The following is a 19,939-nucleotide window of genomic DNA, read 5'->3' as shown; positions in this document are numbered from 1 at the left end:
GCACTCGCAAGGAGTTGTGCCATGACACTCGTTTTCATCGATCAAGACAAGCTGTCCGTCAGCAAGACCAACATGCGCTACGGCAAAAAGGCACCGGACGTGTCCGATATGCTGCCGACCGTGCGCAAGCGCGGCATCATCCAGACATTGCTGGTGCGCCCCAATTGTCAGGACGGCCATTATGAGATCGTCGCGGGCGCGCGGCGCTTCCACGCCGCGCGGATCGTCGCGCAGGAAACCGGCGAGGCCGAGCCGCTGCCGTGTCGCATCCTGGCCGAAACCGATGACGCCGCCGCCATCGAGGCGTCGATGATCGAGAACCTTGCCCGTCTCGACGCCGACGAGGTCACGCAATGGGAAACCTTCACCCGGCTGGTGAAGGAAGGCCGCGACGTTGCCGACATCGCCGCGACCTTCGGCCTTCCCGACCTGACCATCGCGCGGGTGCTGGCGCTCGGCAATCTGCTGCCGCGTGTCCGCAGCCTCTATGCGGCGGAGAAGATCGACCGCGCCACCGTCCGCCACCTGACGCTGGCCAGCAAGAGCCAGCAACGCGCGTGGCTGGCGCTCTATGATGACCCGGAAACCTATGTGCCGACCGGGCACCAGTTGAAGGCGTGGCTGTTCGGCGGGCAGTCGATCCCGGCCCGCTTCGCGCTGTTCGATCTGGACGGGTTCAAGGGCGCGACCGTCGCCGACCTGTTCGGCGACGACCGCTATTTCGCGGATGCCGACGCCTTCTGGACCGCGCAGAACGAGGCCATCAAGGCCCGCCGAGCGGCCTATCTGGAGGAAGGCTGGAGCGATGTCGTGATCGTCCCCGCGTCCGAGCATTTCCATTCGTGGGAATATGAGAAAGCCCCGAAGCGCAAGGGCGGGCGCGTCTATGTCGATGTCCGTTCGACCGGCGAGGTCACCTTCCACGAGGGCTATCTCTCCGCCAAGGAAGCCCGGCGCGCCGCGCGCGGCGACGGCCCGGAACCCGCGAAACTGGCGCGCCCGGAGGTCACATCGACCATGCAGACCTATCTCGACCTTCACCGCCACGCCGCCGTCCGCGCCGCCTTGCTTGGGCATCCCGGCATCGCATTGCGCCTGATGGTCGCCCACGCCATCGGCGGGTCGCATCTGTGGCGGGTGGCGCCCGAACCGCAGGTGACGCGCAACGACGACGTCCGCGAAAGCCTCGAAACCTGTCGCGGCGAGACGCTGTTCGACGAGCGCCGCCGCGCCGTGCTTGGCGTGCTCGACTTCTCGCCCGAGGAGCCGACCGTCACCGGCGGCAATGGCGACGACTATGGCGTGGCGGGCATCTTCCTGCGCCTGATCGACCTTCCCGACGCCATCGTCATGGAGGTCATCACCGTCGTCATGGGCGAGACGCTGGCCAGCGGCAGTGCCGCCGTCGCGGCGGCGGGAACGCAGATCGGCGTCGACATGGCCGACTGGTGGCAGGCAGACGCGCCATTCTTCGAGCTGATCCGCGACAAGGAAGTGCTGACCCGGATCGTCGCCGAAGTGGCGGGCGAGACGGTCGCCACGGCCAATGCGGGCGAGAAGACCAAGACCCTGAAGCGTATCGTCCGCGACCATCTTGATGGTGCGGACGGGCGGACCAAGGTCGAGCGCTGGGTGCCGAAATGGCTGGGCTTCCCGGCATCGGCCTATACCAGCCGAGGCGGCGTGGGCACCGTCGCCGCCCACGCCAAGGTCGAGGCGGCGCGGACCCCGGAGCCGGACCCCGATACCGAGCAGGAGCCGTTGAAGCAGGCGGCGTGATCCTCGCGGGCGGGGGAAACCCCGCCCGCCTACGTACCCTCAAAATCCGGCCGCGCGCCTCCGCCGTTCCGGCGGCGACGCGCGGAAAATGTTGTGGTTGCCGTTGGTGCAGCCCAGCACCCATGACGCAGCCTGCGACGTCACCTATCTAAGAGGCATGGGCAAGACCAAGTCAGAACGCCACCATTGGTGGCCCGAATGCGTGTCGGAGCGATGGGCCGACGAAGACGGCGGCGTGCACTGGCTGCTTCCTACCGGCGAAGAGCGTCGCGCGCGGCCGGAATCATTCGGGGTGATCGGCAACGGTCATTTCATCAAGCTGGGTAACAAGCCCAGTGAACCGACTCCGTGGGATCAGAATTTCGAGACAGTTTTTCATCAAGCCGACGCCGGATTCCCGGCGGTGATCGACTGGCTGGAAGGCCTCACCTTCGAGGCGCGACCTGGTCAGCCGCGCCGAAGTCGGTTCCTGCCGCAGCCCTCTTCTGACGTGCGCTTCGGCCAGATGGTCGAGTCTCTTACGTCGCTCGCCATCCGCAGCCCGATGACGCGCGAAGCTTGTGTGGGCATCGCGGAGCGCTTTCGCGGCCCCTTGCCTGAGTGGGAGCGCAACAGCCTGATCGCGATGAACATGCGGGATATGCACGCCCGCGCGGTGCAGGCGTTCGGGGTGCGCGGCAAGGCCACCGCCATTTTGTCGCCTGACCGCGAATTCGTGTTCGGGGACGGTTTCTATCACAATCTGACATCGCCGAGCGGCGCGCCACACGCGCCAAACATCCTCGCGCCCCTCACGCCGCGCCTTGCTGTCCTCTATGCTCGACCGATGCAATATACGGTCGAGCCACGGCTCTCGACCCTCGTTATCGCTGCGGACGAGGCCGAGGCGCTCAATCGCGTCGTCCAGATCTACGCGCGCGACAAGCTTTTCTACCGTTCCGACCGGCCCGACGTGACCGAGGAATACCGCGCCGCGAAGCATCTGCAGTTTTCGAGCCCCGGCCATCTCGTCGAAGAGATGATCCACGGCATGCCCGGCGTACCCGACCGCGACACGTCGCTGGACTTCCTTGGTCAGTTCGGACGCCGACAAGGGCGGTCCTAGCTCTCGTCTTCGAAGAGAACTTCACCCAGGTTGCGCGGCGGTGACCACAGGCCCGCTTTTGCTTTCACATAGGTCTGGCAGAAGGTCACAATGCGATCCTGATCCCCAAACCGCAGCTTTTGGCGATCGATCGTGGTCAGCTGCTCGAAGGCATTCTCCGTAAATCCGTAGGTCGAGAGAAACAGGCCGCCCGCCTTTTTCTCCTCGACAATGACCTTAAGAAGCTTCTCGACCGCCCCCGACCCGACCTTCGTCGATGACCGCCAGTGCTTGATCTCGACATAATATTCCGCCTGCTGCCCCTTCACCGTGCAGGCGAGAACCACATCCTTGCCGCCGTCCTTCGACCCCGGCGTCAGCGTGACCTGAAACCCTATCCCGTCGAAGACTTCGGCCACGACGCGCTCGACATCACGCCATTCCAGGTGTGCGAGCGTGCCCTTGTCGCGCGCGATCATGTGCGCCAGCCGCGCGCTCAGATCGCGCAGAATGATCCGGACCTCACCCTCTATATCCGGTGTTTCAAGACGATACCGAGCGACCCAGCTGCTCAGTTCCTCTAGTCCCAGCAGTTCAATCTTCAGCGGCATTTCCCGATCGACGGCGGCACGGGCGGACCGGCTAAAGGGACGATTGGCAACCAGAATGGCCCGGGCGATGTTCTGAAACATCGCAGCGCCGGCTACCGCTCGGACCTGTTCGACGCCGATCGTGGACCGACGATAATATTTCGTCTGAATGCCGCACGTCTCTGATTCCAACGCGTCGTCCGCAGCTTGACGTTCGCCGTAAAAATCGATGCCCGCATCATTAGTCTGCGACGTTTGCTTTAGCTCGTACCCCTCCTGACGCAGCAACGGCGTCAAGATTTTGCCGTACACGGCCTCCGCGGTCCTAGGGTCGAGGGTTTCTTCGCCCGCCAGCCGACCGATCTCGTGATCGAGCTCATCGCATTCGTCGTTCGTCAATTGCACCGTTCATCCCCGCGTGATCGCTTTAACTCGACAACCACATCCACCCAATTGCCAGAGCAGCCCCAACAGCTTCATCGATCGGCGCCAATTGCCACGCAATGGCGGGCCTGGAGGCACTTTATTTTCACGGTCGACCGAGGTGGCGGATCGCCGAAGATAAATAGACTGGCCCCATCTTCAACTCGGTGGCCAGAGGTATTTCAATGACGACAAACATTTCCCAATCAAAGCCGGTCCGTGAGGCCCAGATCAACAACCGGCTCGGCCAGATTCACCGCCGTCTCGGCGATATTTCCGCCATCGAGGCCAAGGCTGTCCTCGTTGGCGGCTACGGCTCGAAGGGCGAGTTCGACCCCGAACGACAGCGCCTGATCGAGGAGACCGACCGCTTGCTCGACGAGCTTGCGGCGATCGGCGGCACCCTGCCGTTCGAACCGAAACCTTGACGACACGAACCCTGCCAGCCCGAATCCGGGCTGGCAGCGGCCACCGCCTCCTCAGCCGGTACGGTCGCACCAGGCCGGCTTCGGTCGGCCGCGCGGCCACCAAGCAGCAATGCCCATCCGGACCAGCTCTGATCCGACATCCCGACCGTCGAGCGTGACGGCGGCGACGGTGCGGTTATAGCTCCGGCCGACCCGGCGGAACGTCACGTTGCGCCCCGCGAGTAGTGCCGTGGCCTGACCCTTCGCGCGCAATCCCAACGCTACCTCGCCTGTGCACTTGGCTTGATCGCGGTGGGTCTCCGGGGCGTCGATCCCTGCGATCCTGATCCGCTCGCCGCTCTCCAACCGGAACGTGTCGCCGTCCGTCACCCACGCTACGCGGCCCGAACCGTCATAGTCGGCGGCGTCGACCGGCGGCGACATTCCCGTCGCGACAGCAATGATGATGATCGACAAGACGCGAAGCATGGCGATGATTATCGCCGTGCAGGGCACCTGTTGTCGAGCGTCGCCCACGCTGTGCATACCTCCAACAGTCCGGTTACCGCCCGAAACGGACCTCTCTCTCGGCGGGTCTGGCGGGGTCCGCCGGTCCCGCAACGGCGTCGCCGACCTTCTTCCCCGGCTCGGATTCCCTCGCCTTCCTCGCGAGGCAAGAAGCCCGGCTTTGGCCGTCCTCCGCTGTGCTGCGGCCCTGCGGGTGCGGGACCGTCCTCCGCCCGCCTGATCGACCGCCTGTCGAGGCCGCATCGGGCGGCATCGCATCACTTGAAGGAGGTTATCATGGCACAGATCGGCAGCTTCACCCGCGGCGAAAACGGCGTCTACACCGGCGAAATCCGGACCCTGACGCTTCGCGTCAAGGCGAGCATCCGCCCCTGCGAGCGCGACAACGAGAAGTCGCCCGACCACCGGGTCAGCGCTTCGGGCGTCGAATTCGGGGCGGCGTGGACCAAGGCGGCGCGCGAGACCGGCGCGGAATATCTGAGCCTCAAGCTCGACGATCCGTCGTTCCCGGCTCCGATCTACGCGACGCTCAGCCAGGGCGACGACGGCGAGCACAAGCTCATCTGGTCGCGCTGAACCGGATGCCCCGCGCGCCACCGCGCGCGGGGCACGAGCGGTGAGCCGGATTTGCCATAGCTCGCGAGAGACCTTGCAGGCGGGGGCGTCTGCACCGTCAGCTTACCGTCGCACGGGACCGACAAATCCCCTGCCACCCGGCATAACCCACACCGCTCTTCCCGGCGAAGGCGAGCCCCGCGCGCTCCGGCGCGCGGGGCATTCACGCCCCGGCGCATCAGGTGTGTCGAAAACGCAGGTCGCGATTCCGACACTCCGCAACCAGTGTCCCGCCCGCCATTCCCGGTGTCAGCGACGGCAGATCGCCGTCGCTTTCGGACCCGGACAGGAAGAATGGACAGCGACGACGACATCTCCCGCGCGACCCGCGCGAAACGCGGCTCCCCCTACCTCAATACCGATCAGGCGGCCGCCTATCTGAAGTTCTCCAGCCGCCTGCTCAAGCGGCTTCGCCGCGCCGGCAAGGGGCCGGTGTTCCGGCTGCACAGCCGCTTCGTCCAGTATCATATCGACGATCTCGACGCATGGTCGAAGGCCCAGTCAATGGGAGGCCGCGACCATGACCAGGCGTGACATTCGTGGTTCGACGACACCGCTACTGGACTGGGGCGATCAGCTTCGCGCCGACAAGCAGCGGCGCAGGCTCCTCGGTCGTCGCATCGCGATCACCGGCGTCGGCATCGTACTGCTCGGGCTGACGACGGCGTTTCCGCCGGCCCCGCGCCTGGTGTGGAATGCCAGCGCAAGCGCGCCGATCGGCCTCTATGCCGTCACCCCCGGAGCGTCCGTCGACCCCGGCGACATGGTCATCGCACGGGTGCCCGATCCGTGGCGGATGATGGCGGCGCAGCGGCGCTACATTCCCGCCAACGTGCCGCTGGTGAAGCGCGTCGCGGCGGTGGCGGGCGACGAGGTCTGCGCGCTCGGTCAGGAAATCTTCGTCAACGGAAAATGGGTGGTCGAGCGGCGCATTGCCGACGCCAGTGGCCGGCCGATGAAATGGTGGAGCGGCTGTGTGCGCCTTCGCGGCCACCAGCTCTTCCTGCTCATGCCGGGCAGTCCGGCGTCTTTCGACGGCCGTTATTTCGGCGTGACCGAAGGCGGATTGGTGGTCGGCAAGGCGCGGCTGCTATGGGCGCGCTGACCCGATTGCTCCCGGCCATGCTGCTGCTGGCCGCCACTGCCGCGCGAGCCGACGAGGTCGGGCGCTGGCGGCCGATGATCGAGGAGGCATCGACCAAATTCGGTATTCCGACGAGCTGGATCGAGCGCGTCATGCGGGCCGAGAGCCGGGGCTACACGACGCTGAATGGTCGCCCGATCCGAAGTCGCGCCGGCGCAATGGGCCTGATGCAGCTCATGCCAGCGACCTGGACGGACATGCGCGTGCGCCTCGGATTGGGCACCAATCCCGACGATCCGCGCGATAACATCCTCGCCGGCACGTGTTTCCTGAGGCTGATGTATGACCGCTTCGGCTATCCGGGATTGTTCGGCGCCTACAATGCGGGACCGGGCGCCTATGCCGCCTGGCTTGCCGGTCATCGGCAGCTCCCCGGCGAGACGGTGGCCTATCTCGTTACGGTTGGCGGCACGTCGCAGCCGTCCTCGCTGGCCAGTCAAGCAGCAGTTCCGCCCCCGCTGTTCGTCGTCCGGCGCATCGTTTCCGGGGATCAAGCCTCGCCCACGGTTCGTGAGGCGCAGTCGTCCTTGTTTGCTGTCCGGAAGGTCGGGCCATGATCCCGGGCGTGGGAGGGGCTCGTCTCGACAGGCCCAGCATGACGGCTGCCGAAGCGTCTATCAAGGCCCGTGGGTGCCCCCCAATTTTCTGCGAAAATCGGTTCCCCCCACGTCCGCTTCGCGGCGCTCCGCTACGCTCCGCGGCCCTGACAGCCGCTCCGCCACCCGTCTTCTTCACGATGTTCTCGATCAGGAGAACAGAAGCGAAGAAGATGATCATGGGCATGTTTCACATTTCGGTGGCGTCGGATCGCGTGATGGCGGCGCTGGTTTCGGGGCTGGAGATCGAGTTCGGCCACGATGTCGGGGAGGCTCTGGCGCATCGGTTTCTGGAGGCCGAGGAAACCGATTTTCTCTGGGATGCGCGGGATCAGGAGCGCTGGATCGGCGCCTATGAGACCACTGACGAAGATGAAATCGACCTGGATCGGGTTAGGATCTTCGGGCGACTGGATGGCCGGTGGTTCGTGGCGGTGATGATCGTCGATGGCGATGGAAACGCGCACGGAGTGATGGGCAAGCGCGAATTTGGGCGGCGGAAGCAGGCTTTGGCGGCATTCGCGGATGCGTGAGGATCTGCGCATTTCGGGCCGGGGCGCGGTGCCGGGTCGGCATCGTGTCCCGGCCTTTGTTTTGAGCCGAGGAGAGGGAGAAGAAGGAAGAAGGCGAAAGCAAGAGAAAGGCAATGCCTCGCAGGCATTGCCAAGTGATTGTCTGCACATCGTTTTTTCACGAGACATGCCGCGCGGCGCGCGAGACATGCTCATTAGGACTGGCGGAAATCCGCCGTTTTCGCCGCCAATTTGCGAGACCGGGGTGGGTCGTGAGTGAGGACGACGAGTTCACGCCCCGGCTGGGCCGCCAGCGTCAGCGGAGCGGCAAGAAGGCCCGCCGATACCTCGGCCGCGTCGTTGGCGCGGCGATCCGATCGGCCGAGAAGGGCGCGATCAGAAGCCGGCGGTTCGACGGCAGCCGGATCGGACGTGGTGCGAGCATGGGGCGGCTGCTTTCCAGCCGCGATCGGTTCGGCGGGCTGCGCGCGCGCCGCGCGGTGGTGAAGACGCGCCTGGTCCGCATAGGCAGCAAGGGGATGCCTGCGGCGCGCGCACACCTGCGCTACATCCAGCGGGACGGCGTCACCCGCGAGGGTGCGCCGGGAGAGCTGTACTCGGCCGAACGCGACACGGCCGACGGCAAGGCCTTCCTCCAGCGCTGCGATGGCGACCGCCATCAGTTCCGCTTCATCGTCTCGGCCGAGGATGGCTCGGAATATCCCGATCTCAAGCCCTATGTCCGACGGCTGATGACGCAGATGGAAGCCGATCTCGGCACCAGGCTCGACTGGGTCGCGGTCGACCACTTCAATACCGCCCATCCCCACACGCACATCATGCTGCGCGGCGTCGACGACACCGGCCAGAATCTGATCATCGCCCGTGAATATATCTCGCACGGCATTCGCGAGCGCGCGGCCGAGCTGGTGACGCTCGATCTCGGGCCGCGCACCGACCAGGAAATCGAGGCACGGCTTCGGCACGATATCGGCGAGGAACGGCTGACCGCGATCGACCGGCGTCTGGTCCGGTCGATGGACGCCGATCGCCTCGTCACATCCGCCGAGCGCGATCCTTTCCAGCAGTCGCTGCGGGCCGGTCGGTTGCAGAAGCTTGCGAGCATGGGCCTCGCCGAGAATGTCGGCGGTGGCCGCTGGCAGCTCGCCGACGACCTGGAGGGGAAACTGCGCGCGCTCGGCGAACGGGGCGACATCATCCGCACGATGCAACGCGAGCTGACGGCCCGGAGCCTCCAGCGGCCGTGGATCGGGCGGAGCCTATTCGGAGCCGGGGAAATCGATCCGGAACCGGTCGTTGGCCGCGTGATCGCGCGCGGTCTCGCCGACGAGCACCGTGACCGCCACTATCTGCTGGTCGATGGCGTCGATGGGCATGCCCACTATGTCGATATCGGGCGGGGCGATGCCGTGGCACCGATCCCGGACGGCGCGATCGTGCGGGTGTCGGCGCGAAGCCTGGAGGTTCGCGACGCCGACCGGGTCGTCGCCGAGGTGGCGGCGGCGAATGACGGGCGATACTCTACTGATTTGCATCTGCGGCATGACCCCTCGGCCACGCAGGCGTTCGCCGAAACCCACGTGCGGCGGCTTGAGGCGATGCGGCGGACGGGCGCTGGCGTCGAGCGCGAGCCGGACGGGACTTGGACGATCGCGGAGGATCATGTCGATCGTGCCGCCGCCTTCGAGGCACGCCGTCATCGGGACCAGCCGGTCGAGGTCGAGACCCTGTCAGCGCAACCACTGGAACAGCTTCGAGGAGCCGACGCGGCAACCTGGGTCGATCGAGAGCTGGCATCGCAATCTCCGTTGCCGATCCGTGACGCCGGCTTCGGGCGCGACGTCCGTGCGGCTATGGCGGGCCGGCAGCAGTGGCTGGTCGAGCAGCAACTCGCGGATGTCGATGGCGATCGCATCCGGCTCCGCGCCAACGCGATCATGATGCTTCAGCGACGTGAGCTCCTTCGTGCCGGCGACGAGCTGGCTGGCGAACTCGGCAAGCCGTTCATCGAGATGCGCACAGGAGATGCGATCGAAGGGAGGTTGGTGCGGCGGGTCGATCTCACCAGCGGTCGGTTTGCGGTGGTGGAGAAGAGCCGGGAATTTACGCTGGTGCCCTGGCGTCCGGTGCTGGAACGCCAGCTAGGCAAGACAGCATCGGGGATCGTGCGTCCCGACGGAGTGACCTGGAGATTCGGGCGCGATCGAAGCGTTCCCGAGATCGGCTGAGGCTTTTTTTCAGTGGCGTCGCGATAAAGGATCTTGCCAAACACCGCGAGGATCTATTCAAGGAGGGCCATGTATCAAGGTGGGGGCGGAGTGTCACAAAAGGCGAAAAGAGCGAGAGCCATCGATCTGTATTCCGGCGTCGGCGGTTGGTCGCTCGGCCTTCGCCTTGCCGGTGTCGAGGTTGTCGCCTCCTACGAGCTTTGGGGGCCGGCTAACGAGACCAACTTCAAGAATAACTCCCATCAGGCCCAAACCGTCGACATCCGCCGTCTGTCACTCGACGATCTGCCTGGCGACATCGACATCGTCGTTGGAAGTCCTCCTTGCACCCAGTTCTCCTTCAGCAACAGGGGCGGCGGCGGCGACCTCGCGGATGGCCTCAAAGACATCATCTGCTTCCTAACGATCGTCGACCATCTGAAGCCGAGGATGTGGGCGATGGAGAACGTCCCTCGCGTCGCGAAGATCATCGAAAAGGAACTCGAACCTGGCGGCGTTCTCGCCGAATTCGCGCACCTCGGATGCGCTACCCATGTAGTGGACATGGCGGAGTTCGGAATCCCACAGCGCCGACGTCGTTGCATCGCCGGCAACTTCGATCTCGATCTGCTCAAGTCATTCAAACCGGAGGTAGGTAGTCCCACCCTTGGTGAGGTGGTGACCGCTCTCGCGGCGAATCCGGTCGTCGATCCAATTTATGGTCTTGAGATGGAGCGTGCCGAGCTGATCGATCACGTCGAAGAAGATTTCCTGAGCGTCGAAGAGGTGAGGATCAACCGAGCCAACAAGATGACGCATACCGTCTACAATTCCATGCCCTTTCCCGATCCGTTGGACAGGACGGTCCGGACGATCACCGCCACCTGCACGCGGGTATCGCGTGAGAGCATCGTGATCGCAGTCCCGAATCGACCCGACGCTTACCGGCGCCTGACCCTGCGCGAACGAGCGTGCCTCCAGGGTTTCCCGATCACGTTCCAATTCTACGGCGCCAATTATGGTCAAAAGCTACGTATGATCGGGAACGCGGTTCCGCCGGCGTTCTCCTATCTAATGGGCCAAGTTCTGCAGGGGCGGCCGGCAAGCGAAGCGTCGCCTCTCTCCAAAGCCGCACGCGGGCTCAAACGCCCGAGGCCGATACCGGTCGAAACGCCACCGGATCGCATCGGAGCGCGCTATCCCGCTAACAGGACATTCAAATTCGCCATCCCGAGCCTGCAATTGAAGAGTGGGGTGCGGTTTGAGCTTAGTAATGATTGCTCAGGCGCCGTCGTCACTTGGAGCGTCGCATTCTATTTCGGCACGTCGAAGGCGATCCACTCGATCCCTCTGAACGACGACATAGCGAGCCGCCTCCTCGCAGAAGCCTCGCCGGCTTTGAAAGCGGCTGTCGCCCCCCATCTGAAAGAGGTCAGCCGTTTCGTCACGACGGCTGACATCGCGAACATGCAGTCTCTCTGGACGCATCAAGGTCCTGGCGGCACCCGCGCATTCATGTTGCTCGATAAGCTTGACGAGATCGGGACATCGCTGTCCAACGCCATCGCCGCGCACGCCGACGAAGCGCCAGGGCTTATTGAAGCGATCATCCGTCATCAGCATGGTTCAGCGGCGGCGACCTTGCCTGGCCTGGCCAAGCTCGCCAGGAACGCGGCGACGATCCTGGCGGGGCTATTCGTCGGATCAACGGTGAATCCACTTCTTCTGGCGCACGCACGACATCGCATTGGACGGAATAGTCGCGCGTCGTTTTGACCCCCTGTGCTTCTCCATGTCGGCTCCCATATCAATCTGATGACTGATCCACTCTCGCCCGAGCAGCGAAGCGCGGTGATGTCCCGTATCAGGCGATCGGACACCAAACCCGAGCTGACGGTCCGCAGGCTGTTGCACGCGATGGGATATCGGTTCCGTGTGCAGTTGAAGGGAGTACCTGGCAGACCAGACATCGCTTTCCCTCGTCGCCGGAAAATCGTCCAGATCCATGGTTGCTTCTGGCACGCTCATGAAGGGTGTGCGACGTTCCGTATGCCGAAGTCGCGGACCGAGTTCTGGGAAACCAAGTTCGCACGGAACAAGGAACGTGACGCCAGGCTCGACCAAGCGGCGCGGGCCGCTGGATGGGATGTGCTGACGCTATGGGAATGCGGGTTGGAGGACGAGCGTACACTCATCGAAAAGCTGATGCATTTCCTTGGGCCACCGAGGTTCAGCGTCTGATTGGCATTGCCTCGATTCCGTACACTGTCGGAAGGGGTTCCGCATGACGACCTGGATCGAAGGCTCGGATCAAGAAGCTGCTCGTTATCGGGCCGCCGAGCGCTTCGTCGGATGGCTCGAGCGGCGTGTCATGATCGAGGCTCGAGGCGACGAGGAAACCTTCTCCCAGGTCGATCCCACAGGTCGGTTCTGGCTCGGCCGCCTTGGGCCGAAAGATTTCGTGACTCGTCCTGACGAACGGCAGGACCGATTGGAACCGTGTGCTATCGGGCTGAGGATCAGGCCGGCCGCGGGATTCCCACAATCATTCGAGGTAAGCGTCAGCAGCCGGCTTTGGAAGCGAAGGCGGTCGGATGACGGCGGCGGCCTTAGATGGGCATGGGACAAGACGGACCCGGTGGTCGTCAGCCTCCCAATCCTCGTTGAAGATCGGCAAGGTGACCAGGTATTCGGCGCCGATGCGATCACCGACGCTCTGGCGACGGCGGGCGTCTCCGGATTGAGCGGAGAAATCCGGGTCCGGATAACCGGGCGGACGCCCTCCTCACGGGCATTGGAAATCACTTTCGTCAACACAAGCCAAGAGGTTGCCGACTATGCGGACGGCCGTTTCTTTGAGGCACAACTGGAGGTGACCGGCCTCCCGCGACTGCCGTTCGAGCTTGAGACGCTGCCCGACTCCTTCCGCTATGATCGCAATGTCCAGGCCTACGGGATCAATTGCGGCTTCGACATTGAGGATGATGACACCATCCGAACCAGCGACGGTCCAGCACATACCAAGCAGAGACAATTGTTCTGGCCATCGACAGACCAGAAACCGGATCTCACCTTTGCTGGGTTGGCAGCCGATCCGGTCGAAAGCGCCCGTGCACTCCTCCGGTCCTTCGAAGACTGGTCCTTGGACGTCTGGTCCGACGCGGTGCTCTCCCGGCGCGCCGGTTCCGAGGGTTGGTCGGAAGGCATGCGCCAGGAGGCCAGGGAGGCGCAGGAGGATTTCAGGTCCGAACTGGAGCGGGTCAGGGTGGGCGTCTCATCCTTGGAGACCGACGAGAACCTGCGGACATCGTTCCAGCTGATGAACCGCGCGATGCGGCTTTCGGCTGCTGGCAAATACGACGAGTGGCGACCGTTCCAGCTCGCATTCCTGTTGGCGAACCTACAATGTCTTGTCGATCCGGTCGCGGAGGCGGAGATCGTCGACATCGTGTGGTTCGCCACAGGTGGCGGTAAGACCGAGACTTACCTCGGATTACTTCTCACCGCCGCGTTCCTCGACAGGAAGCGCGGCAAAATCTCCGGCATCACCGCTTGGTCGAGATTCCCGTTGCGGCTTCTCTCCCTGCAACAGACCCAGCGCTTCGCGAACGCATTGGCGGCGGCGGAGATGGTCCGCCGCGAAGTCGGTTTGGCGGGGGATCCATTCTCGCTCGGCTTCCTCGTCGGAGGCGCAGCAACGCCCAACCGAATCCTGAAGGAGGCATCGCCGCGAGGCGTCGACGCGGATTCGGTCGAGGAGAAGCAGAATCCATATCTATTGCTGGATCGATGCCCCTTCTGTCGTGAGCGCACGGTCGGGACCGAGTTCGACCGGCTGCTGTGGCGTCTCGACCATATCTGCTCGAACAGGGCGTGCCCGACCGCCGGCGCGCCGCTGCCCATCCATGTGATCGACGATGAGCTATGGCGCTTCTTGCCGACCATCGTGATCGGCACGCTCGACAAAGCAGCCAATATCTCTCGCCAGACCGGGATGAGGGGCCTTGTCGCAAGCCCCCACGGCAAATGCACGGTGGAAGGGCATGGTTATACCTACGCCACACGGAGCATGTTCCCGAACGGCTGCTTCGTCCCGGATTGTCCCGGCGGGGCTCCGGGGCCACTCCCCATGGCTCCCGATCTCTACCCGGTGAGTTTCCGTCTCCAGGACGAGCTGCATCTCCTTCGCGATAGCTTGGGCGCCGTCGATGCGCATTACGAGTGCGCGCTCGACGGTATCCAGGAGCAACTCACCGGTCATCGGCCGAAAATCCTCGCGTCCTCCGCGACGCTCTCCGGATATGCCAAACAGGTCGACGTCCTCTATCGGCGGAAGGCGCGGGTGTTCCCCCAACCGCCTCCCGTTGACGGGCAGGGATTCTGGGCGGCCGATTCCGCTCAGGTGATGCGGCGTTACGTCGCGTTCGCGCCACGTCGCCTGACAGTAGAGTTCGTTGTGGACCGCCTGATCGTAACACTGCAAAGCGCAATCCGTCGGCTGGTCACCGAGCCGGAGCCATTGTGTGCCGAGCTTGGGATGGACGCCTCTTTCGCCCCGTTCCTGGTCGACCTCTACGGGACGAATGTGATCTACGGGAACACACTCCAGGATATCGACGCTGTGGTCCGATCATCGGAGACTCAGTACGCGGAGCTTGAGCCACCCCCGAATGTCGCGACATTGACGGGCAGGGTCGGGTTCGAAGAGGTGAAGAGGATTCTCGATCGGCTGGAGACTGCCGAGGAGCGCTACGACGACCGCCTCCATCTGATCGCAGCATCATCTATGATGTCACATGGTGTTGATATCGACCGCCTCAATGTGATGATCATGTTGGCTTTTCCGCTTGGGGTCGCGGAGTTCATCCAAGCCACCGCGCGCGTCGGTCGCAAGTGGCCCGCACTCGTCGTTGTCGTCCCCAAGATGACGCGGGAGCGCGACGCGAGCGTCTATCGCGCGTTCCCGGAATTCGTATCGCACGGCGACAGGTTCGTCGAACCGATCCCGATCACACGCAAGAGCCGGCGGGTCTTAGAGAGGACGATATCGGGCCTCGAGATGGCGAGGATCAACTTGATCCACGAGCCGGCTTCGAACGCGCGCATCACGATGATCCGCGATCTGAACAGATATACGCAAGCCCACCCCGACATGCTTGCCGACGATGAACGGTCGATCGCGGCCGATATCGGGATTGATGAGCATGACGAGTTCATGCGGGCGCAGCTGCATGGTTGGTTCGAGGGGTTCGCGCGGAATCTGCGCGAACCCCCGGCCGATGCGAGATTCCCCTCAGATGCCTCCCCGACCGGATCGCCGATGACCTCACTGCGCGATGTGGAGGAGCAGGCACCGTTGAAGGGGAACAGCACGCTATGAAGGAGTTCAGGAGCGGTTCGCAGATACTCTTCGGCCACCTTCCCGAGCAGACCGTCGATGCCGGTGGTGGCGTCTGGAAGGTCAAGAGATGGAATGATCCGAAAACGGTGAATGCGATCGACACCGGTGCGCTCCGGGAGGAGCTGATCCGGGCCGCCTATCCTTGGAAGGAAGCAAGCCCCAGCCAGGACGGTGGTTTTGTCGATGACCTGCTGGCCCATCGCCCGGTACGCGTCCACGCATTGAACCGGGAGGAGGGCGTTTATTGCGAGCCGTTTCCCCGCCTCTTCATGTGCCAGCGATGCAAAAGGCTCCACGATGATGCCATGGGGAAATGCAAGTGTGGCGCAACGGCTCGTCGCGGCCAGCTCCCCTTTGTCGGATACCATGAAGCCTGCGGAGCCATCAAAACCCCCTACGTCAGGAAATGCCCCCAGCATAAGCAACGGGCAGTACGCTTCCCTGGCACCGCTTCGGCGGCTGAGTTGGTGTTTTATTGTCCGGAGTGTCCACCGGGCACGTTTCTCGACCGCGGCTTCGGAGCTTCTTGTGATTGCGCCCTAGGAGGGGTGCTCTCGTTCACCGTCCACCGATCGGGCAATGTGTTCAAGCCGCGTGGGATCAGTATGATCAATCCACCTCGACGCGAGATACTTGTCCGCATCGAGCAGGCTGGCGGCGGAGAACGCGCGCTCGAGTGGATGCTCGAAGGCATGGTCGGAAGGCGACTTACGGAGTCGGCCGCCGCCCAGAATCCCGGTTCGATCCGTAAGCTTCTAGAGGACCGCGGCTTCGACGAGGCGACGATCACGGCGATGTTGGCCGCGATGCCGGACACGACGGATTCCGGCAAACGCGCGTTGGAACTCGAACCAGAGCTGCGGGCCGATGCGGAACGCCAGGCGAAGCAGGTAGCGTTGGCGACGTTTGAGAGCCGGATCACGATCGCTGACCTGCTGGGTCGATCGACCTCCGATGTACTTCGCGATCAGTACCGGTCCGAATACCCTCGCGCCCTAGAGCGAGCAGGGATCGAGAGGATCGAGCTGATCGACAGGTTCCCAGTCCTGACCGCTCAATTCGGCTATACGCGGGGCAAGCCCAATCCCGGCGACAGCAGGCTGCGCACCTATCGCGAGAAGACCGGCGAATACATAGTCTACGGCGACCTTGCGCAGACAGAGGCGCTATTGGTGAAGCTCAACCCGAAGACAGTTCTCCGCTGGCTGGTCCAACGGGGGTTCGCGCTTCCCGAAGGCCTGGGCAGTCGCGAGGCGGCCGAGGCGATCCTGTCGGCGATGGGTCCGATCGACCGGCCTAATCCACTGACGGAAAGCGTGATCGAACTCGTCCATTCGATCTCGCACGCGTTGATCAAACGCGCGGCCGTCTATGCCGGCATCGAGCGAAGCTCCCTTTCGGAAGTCGTCTTGCCCACGGCGCTGTCATTTTTCGTCTATGCTGCCGCCCGGGGCGATTTCGTGCTCGGCGGTCTCCAGGCGTTGTTCGAATCCGACCTCCATCACCTGTTGGATGGGATGGTCGATGATGAGCATCGATGTGCCTTGGATCCAGGTTGCGAGGATACGGGCGCGGCCTGCGCGGTTTGTCTGCATCTTGGCGAGCCGTCATGCCGGATGTTTAACACGCGACTGTCGCGCAAGGCGCTAGCCGGCGGACTGGGCTATTTCGATATCACGGCGTCTCCCAGCTGAGCGGCGATCGATCGGCCTCATCGCCCACAACAACGAGAACACTGCGGGCGCGGCTCATACCGACATAAGCGGACGTGCGGCCATCGGTCGCGAACGGCCCGTCGAGGACCAGCACGATCGCTTGCGATTCAAGTCCCTTGAACCGTGAGACCGTCTCGACCGGGATACCGCGGCTTCCCCATGGTCCGAAGGAGAATGGACCGATCGATCGCTCCCGCAACCGTTCTGCCATTCGTGCCGAGCCACAGAGGACGACCAAATTCTGCGGACCGAAGCCTTCGTCGAGCAGGTGTTCCACCGCGTTGACGACATCCCTTTCCTTCGCGGGGCCCTCGCTCGCTCTCCAGATCGGGGCTGGTCCCGGAATTCCGCGGCCCTGTGCGTCCCCACCCACGATCGCCGCGACACGCTTCGCGATCGGCAAGGTGTTCCGCATGTTGCGCGTCAGCTGCCAGACGAACGGATAGTCGGCAGCGAGATCCCAACCGCGTCGCCATAGATCCTGGCGTGGATCCGCGAACACAAAAAACGGAGCCTCTTCCACGCCACGGGTCACGCATCGGAGTGCAGCGAGCCAGATCGGTGAGAAATCCTGCCCCTCGTCAACGACGATCGCGTCGTAGATCGTCTCATTGCGTGAGCACGCATCGATGAGCAGGGACGGAGCCTCATCCTCCCACCATGCTTGGTCACGCGCGTTCGATATGGCGATCCCTGCACGCTGCGCCTCCCGGAGGCACAACGCATGGAACGTGCCGGCGGTGAGTCCGGAATCTTGACCAAGGCGTTCGTTCAATTCGGCACCGAGCAATTCATTGTAGCAAACCAGCAGCGTCCGGAATCCATCTTTGACCAGCTGCTGAGCCCGCGCGATCGCCAATACGGTCTTCCCAGTGCCGGCGCCGCCGATGATCAATCCACCTCGCTGGGCGCGTAGGCGTGAGAATGCCTCTATCTGCTCGGCTGTGAACACGATCAGGTTGGCCTCTGCGTCCCCACTGGCGCTGGACAGCGTCGGCGACGCCGAAACGGTAGGCGCCAAAAGCGTGATCACTTTCTCGACGTCTTTCGGCGGAAGGTTCGCCTCAAGCGACCAGTGCGCCAGACAACGCGCGATCGCGGCGTCGATATTCAGCAAATCCGGCTTGCCGAACGTGATCTGAGGCTGCGCGGCAGGCCCGAGCGATGGGATCGCGTCCATGTGGGGAAACACCACCGCGTGGCCCACGCGGACGCGCGGGCCGAGACCGTGATCCCGGAGCCATCCGACCAATGCGTGTTTCGAAGCGGTCGCCTGCTCAAACGGATTTTTGATGTCGTGCTGCTTTCCGAACCGATCGGTGGTCACCCACCGGCCGCGGTCGACCTCAATCCCGCCACCCTTGACTTCGAAGACCACCATGCCTTTGCGGGGATGGAGGATGATGAAGTCCGCCTCGCCATCACCTTGACGGCCTCCGCGCTTCGACTGCCAGCTGACGTGGTGCAACACGATCCATCCGTCAGGCAACCTCCGCAGAGCGTCCGCGACCCTGCGTTCGGAATCTTCAATGGGTTCGTCAGAACCCAGACCGATGTAACGCGCCATATCAGTTGTCCAGGAAACCGCGAAGGCGCGTGCTGCGGACGAAATGCCTGAGTTTCCCGAGGGCCTTCGCCTCGATCTGCCGGATACGTTCCCTTGTCACGCTATATTCCTGGCCAACGCTCTCCAGCGTGTGATCGCGATCGAGTCCGATGCCGAACCGCATCCTCAACACGCGCTCCTCGCGAGGAGTCAGTGTCGCGAGGATGTCGCGGAAACGCTCTTGGAGCTCTTTGTAAGACACCATGTCGAAGGCAGAATCCGTCGGATCCGCAGCGAGCGCGAGCAAGGTTGTGTCCTCACCGACCGGCGCATCCCCTTCGACGCAGTCCGTCGCCTGCACGCGCCACAGCAACTTCATCAAACGCTCAGAATCCATGCCGATCGCGATCGCGAGTTCGTCAGGTGTCGGAGCTTTCCCATTGGCCAAAGTCAGTCTCGCCTCAGCGCGTCTAATTCGGGTCAACCTCTCCTGGAGATGGACTGGCAGCCGGACCAGGCGATCACCATCCGCGATCGCCCGGCGGATTCGCTGCTCGATCCACCATGTCGCGTATGTTTTGAACCGGAAACCACGCTCGGGGTCGTATAGGTCGGTCGCGCGCATCAGCCCGATGACGCCTTCCTGGACAAGATCCTCGAGAGCCAGGTGCTTCTTCTGGCCGCGGCGTCGGGCGAGCATTTCCACGTACCGGAGATTGCCGGCTACAAATGTCGCTCTTGCCTTGTCAGCGTCCGCTCGAACACGACTGACGTAGGCGGCATCGAGGCCATCCGTATCTTCCGGGAGCTGGAGCGCGAGTTGAATGCGTCTTCCGAGTTCACGTTCCTCGGTCTCGTTGAGATAGCGGTATTTCCGACGGGCATTGGCTGCGCTAGCTCCGTCTTGGAGCGACGGCTCATCCTCCTCCTCGATGATTTCATGACCAGCGGAAGCCAATAGGGTCTCAATCTCGACGCACTCGGCGATCGATAATTTGCGACGTAAATAGGTCCGGTTCACATCGGCGCGCGCCAGCGTTCCGCCGCCTCTCTGCGCGTCAGCGGAAAGGGCCTTGAAAGCCTTTGTGACGAAGTCCGGCCGAATTACCCTTGCGAAGTCGTCCGTGTCGACCTCGTCCCCGTCGGACAACAAGTCGATCAGTTCATCGTCGTCGTCTTCAGCGGCCCGTTCGACGTCTGGATCGTCGCCCGTGCCGAGCTCAGCATCTTCCACATGCCCCCCTTCTCGGCAAGCGAGCCTGGCGGCGCTGCAATCCTTTGACCGCCCCCAGCGCCGCAAGCCGCATCACGGTATCACAACAAGTTGCAAAGGTCCGGTTGGATTCTCAGCAGCGATTTGAGGGAGGAATC

17 protein-coding genes are annotated in these 19,939 nt (G+C 63.5%); 13 read left to right on the top strand and 4 right to left on the bottom strand.

From position 1 onward, the window contains the following. Window positions 1–21 precede the first annotated feature (21 nt). Window positions 22–1,779, top strand: a complete 1,758-nt coding sequence (locus tag AC2A04_RS09550) for a ParB/RepB/Spo0J family partition protein (RefSeq protein ID WP_484212089.1) — start codon at window positions 22–24, stop codon at window positions 1,777–1,779. Between the two features lie 157 nt (window positions 1,780–1,936). Continuing rightward, window positions 1,937–2,884: a hypothetical protein gene (locus AC2A04_RS09545; RefSeq protein WP_484212088.1), complete on the top strand. Its 948-nt coding sequence runs from the start codon at window positions 1,937–1,939 to the stop codon at window positions 2,882–2,884. On the opposite strand, the gene AC2A04_RS09540 is transcribed toward AC2A04_RS09545, so the two are convergent. After that, complete coding sequence (locus tag AC2A04_RS09540) at window positions 2,881–3,852, bottom strand: restriction endonuclease (RefSeq protein WP_484212087.1); 972 nt, start codon at window positions 3,850–3,852, stop codon at window positions 2,881–2,883. The genes AC2A04_RS09545 and AC2A04_RS09540 overlap by 4 nt on opposite strands. A 209-nt stretch (window positions 3,853–4,061) precedes the next feature. Here AC2A04_RS09540 and AC2A04_RS09535 point away from each other — a divergent pair, with 209 nt between their 5' ends. Beyond that, entirely contained in the window at window positions 4,062–4,304 is a 243-nt protein-coding gene (locus AC2A04_RS09535) for a hypothetical protein (protein ID WP_484212086.1), read from the top strand. 51 nt (window positions 4,305–4,355) lie between these two features. On the opposite strand, the gene AC2A04_RS09530 is transcribed toward AC2A04_RS09535, so the two are convergent. Beyond that, window positions 4,356–4,760, bottom strand: a complete 405-nt coding sequence (locus AC2A04_RS09530) for a thermonuclease family protein (protein WP_484212085.1) — start codon at window positions 4,758–4,760, stop codon at window positions 4,356–4,358. 327 nt (window positions 4,761–5,087) lie between these two features. Between AC2A04_RS09530 and AC2A04_RS09525 the strand changes: the two genes are divergently transcribed. The 10 genes from AC2A04_RS09525 (at window position 5,088) to AC2A04_RS09480 (ending at window position 17,001) form a co-directional block, all read left to right on the top strand. After that, window positions 5,088–5,387 (top strand): DUF736 domain-containing protein, encoded by a 300-nt coding sequence (locus AC2A04_RS09525; protein ID WP_343890338.1) that lies wholly within the window; start codon window positions 5,088–5,090, stop codon window positions 5,385–5,387. A 333-nt stretch (window positions 5,388–5,720) separates the two neighbouring features. Further along, window positions 5,721–5,960: a helix-turn-helix domain-containing protein gene (locus AC2A04_RS09520; protein WP_343890339.1), complete on the top strand. Its 240-nt coding sequence runs from the start codon at window positions 5,721–5,723 to the stop codon at window positions 5,958–5,960. Further along, window positions 5,947–6,531, top strand: a complete 585-nt coding sequence (locus tag AC2A04_RS09515; protein WP_484212084.1) for a S26 family signal peptidase — start codon at window positions 5,947–5,949, stop codon at window positions 6,529–6,531. Before AC2A04_RS09520 ends, AC2A04_RS09515 begins: the two co-directional genes overlap by 14 nt. Then, complete coding sequence (locus AC2A04_RS09510; protein WP_484212083.1) at window positions 6,519–7,127, top strand: lytic transglycosylase domain-containing protein; 609 nt, start codon at window positions 6,519–6,521, stop codon at window positions 7,125–7,127. Before AC2A04_RS09515 ends, AC2A04_RS09510 begins: the two co-directional genes overlap by 13 nt. Before the next feature lie 179 nt (window positions 7,128–7,306). Next, entirely contained in the window at window positions 7,307–7,699 is a 393-nt protein-coding gene (locus AC2A04_RS09505) for a hypothetical protein (protein WP_484212082.1), read from the top strand. 251 nt (window positions 7,700–7,950) lie between these two features. Continuing rightward, complete coding sequence (gene rlxS, locus AC2A04_RS09500) at window positions 7,951–9,927, top strand: relaxase/mobilization nuclease RlxS (protein WP_484212081.1); 1,977 nt, start codon at window positions 7,951–7,953, stop codon at window positions 9,925–9,927. A 90-nt stretch (window positions 9,928–10,017) separates the two neighbouring features. Next, window positions 10,018–11,682 carry a DNA cytosine methyltransferase gene (locus tag AC2A04_RS09495; RefSeq protein ID WP_484212080.1) on the top strand — a complete coding sequence of 555 codons (1,665 nt, stop codon included), beginning with the start codon at window positions 10,018–10,020 and terminating at the stop codon, window positions 11,680–11,682. Between the two features lie 39 nt (window positions 11,683–11,721). Beyond that, window positions 11,722–12,147: a very short patch repair endonuclease gene (locus AC2A04_RS09490; RefSeq protein ID WP_484212079.1), complete on the top strand. Its 426-nt coding sequence runs from the start codon at window positions 11,722–11,724 to the stop codon at window positions 12,145–12,147. A 43-nt stretch (window positions 12,148–12,190) separates the two neighbouring features. Beyond that, the gene (locus tag AC2A04_RS09485; protein WP_484212078.1) at window positions 12,191–15,286 is read left to right on the top strand and encodes a helicase C-terminal domain-containing protein; all 3,096 of its coding nucleotides are present in this window, start codon (window positions 12,191–12,193) and stop codon (window positions 15,284–15,286) included. Then, window positions 15,283–17,001 carry a hypothetical protein gene (locus tag AC2A04_RS09480; protein ID WP_484212077.1) on the top strand — a complete coding sequence of 573 codons (1,719 nt, stop codon included), beginning with the start codon at window positions 15,283–15,285 and terminating at the stop codon, window positions 16,999–17,001. Before AC2A04_RS09485 ends, AC2A04_RS09480 begins: the two co-directional genes overlap by 4 nt. Here the strand turns inward: AC2A04_RS09480 and AC2A04_RS09475 are convergent. Together AC2A04_RS09475 and AC2A04_RS09470 are read right to left on the bottom strand one after the other, a co-directional pair. After that, the gene (locus AC2A04_RS09475) at window positions 16,982–18,589 is read right to left on the bottom strand and encodes an NERD domain-containing protein (RefSeq protein WP_484212076.1); all 1,608 of its coding nucleotides are present in this window, start codon (window positions 18,587–18,589) and stop codon (window positions 16,982–16,984) included. The genes AC2A04_RS09480 and AC2A04_RS09475 overlap by 20 nt on opposite strands. Window position 18,590: 1 nt before the next feature. Then, the gene (locus AC2A04_RS09470; RefSeq protein ID WP_484212075.1) at window positions 18,591–19,802 is read right to left on the bottom strand and encodes a sigma-70 family RNA polymerase sigma factor; all 1,212 of its coding nucleotides are present in this window, start codon (window positions 19,800–19,802) and stop codon (window positions 18,591–18,593) included. Between the last annotated feature and the right edge of the window lie 137 nt (window positions 19,803–19,939).

It is taken from the genome of Novosphingobium sp. HNCC26DJ243 (assembly GCF_057180545.1).
This window is presented reverse-complemented; position numbering and strand designations above follow the sequence as displayed.

Coding starts and splice junctions, on each gene's coding strand:
- AC2A04_RS09550 (WP_484212089.1), top strand. CDS start 22: ATGACACTCGTTTTCATCGATCAAGACAAGCTGTCCGTCAGCAAGACC.
- AC2A04_RS09545 (WP_484212088.1), top strand. CDS start 1,937: ATGGGCAAGACCAAGTCAGAACGCCACCATTGGTGGCCCGAATGCGTG.
- AC2A04_RS09535 (WP_484212086.1), top strand. CDS start 4,062: ATGACGACAAACATTTCCCAATCAAAGCCGGTCCGTGAGGCCCAGATC.
- AC2A04_RS09525 (WP_343890338.1), top strand. CDS start 5,088: ATGGCACAGATCGGCAGCTTCACCCGCGGCGAAAACGGCGTCTACACC.
- AC2A04_RS09520 (WP_343890339.1), top strand. CDS start 5,721: ATGGACAGCGACGACGACATCTCCCGCGCGACCCGCGCGAAACGCGGC.
- AC2A04_RS09515 (WP_484212084.1), top strand. CDS start 5,947: ATGACCAGGCGTGACATTCGTGGTTCGACGACACCGCTACTGGACTGG.
- AC2A04_RS09510 (WP_484212083.1), top strand. CDS start 6,519: ATGGGCGCGCTGACCCGATTGCTCCCGGCCATGCTGCTGCTGGCCGCC.
- AC2A04_RS09505 (WP_484212082.1), top strand. CDS start 7,307: ATGTTCTCGATCAGGAGAACAGAAGCGAAGAAGATGATCATGGGCATG.
- AC2A04_RS09490 (WP_484212079.1), top strand. CDS start 11,722: ATGACTGATCCACTCTCGCCCGAGCAGCGAAGCGCGGTGATGTCCCGT.
- AC2A04_RS09485 (WP_484212078.1), top strand. CDS start 12,191: ATGACGACCTGGATCGAAGGCTCGGATCAAGAAGCTGCTCGTTATCGG.
- AC2A04_RS09480 (WP_484212077.1), top strand. CDS start 15,283: ATGAAGGAGTTCAGGAGCGGTTCGCAGATACTCTTCGGCCACCTTCCC.
- AC2A04_RS09475 (WP_484212076.1), bottom strand. CDS start 18,589: ATGGCGCGTTACATCGGTCTGGGTTCTGACGAACCCATTGAAGATTCC.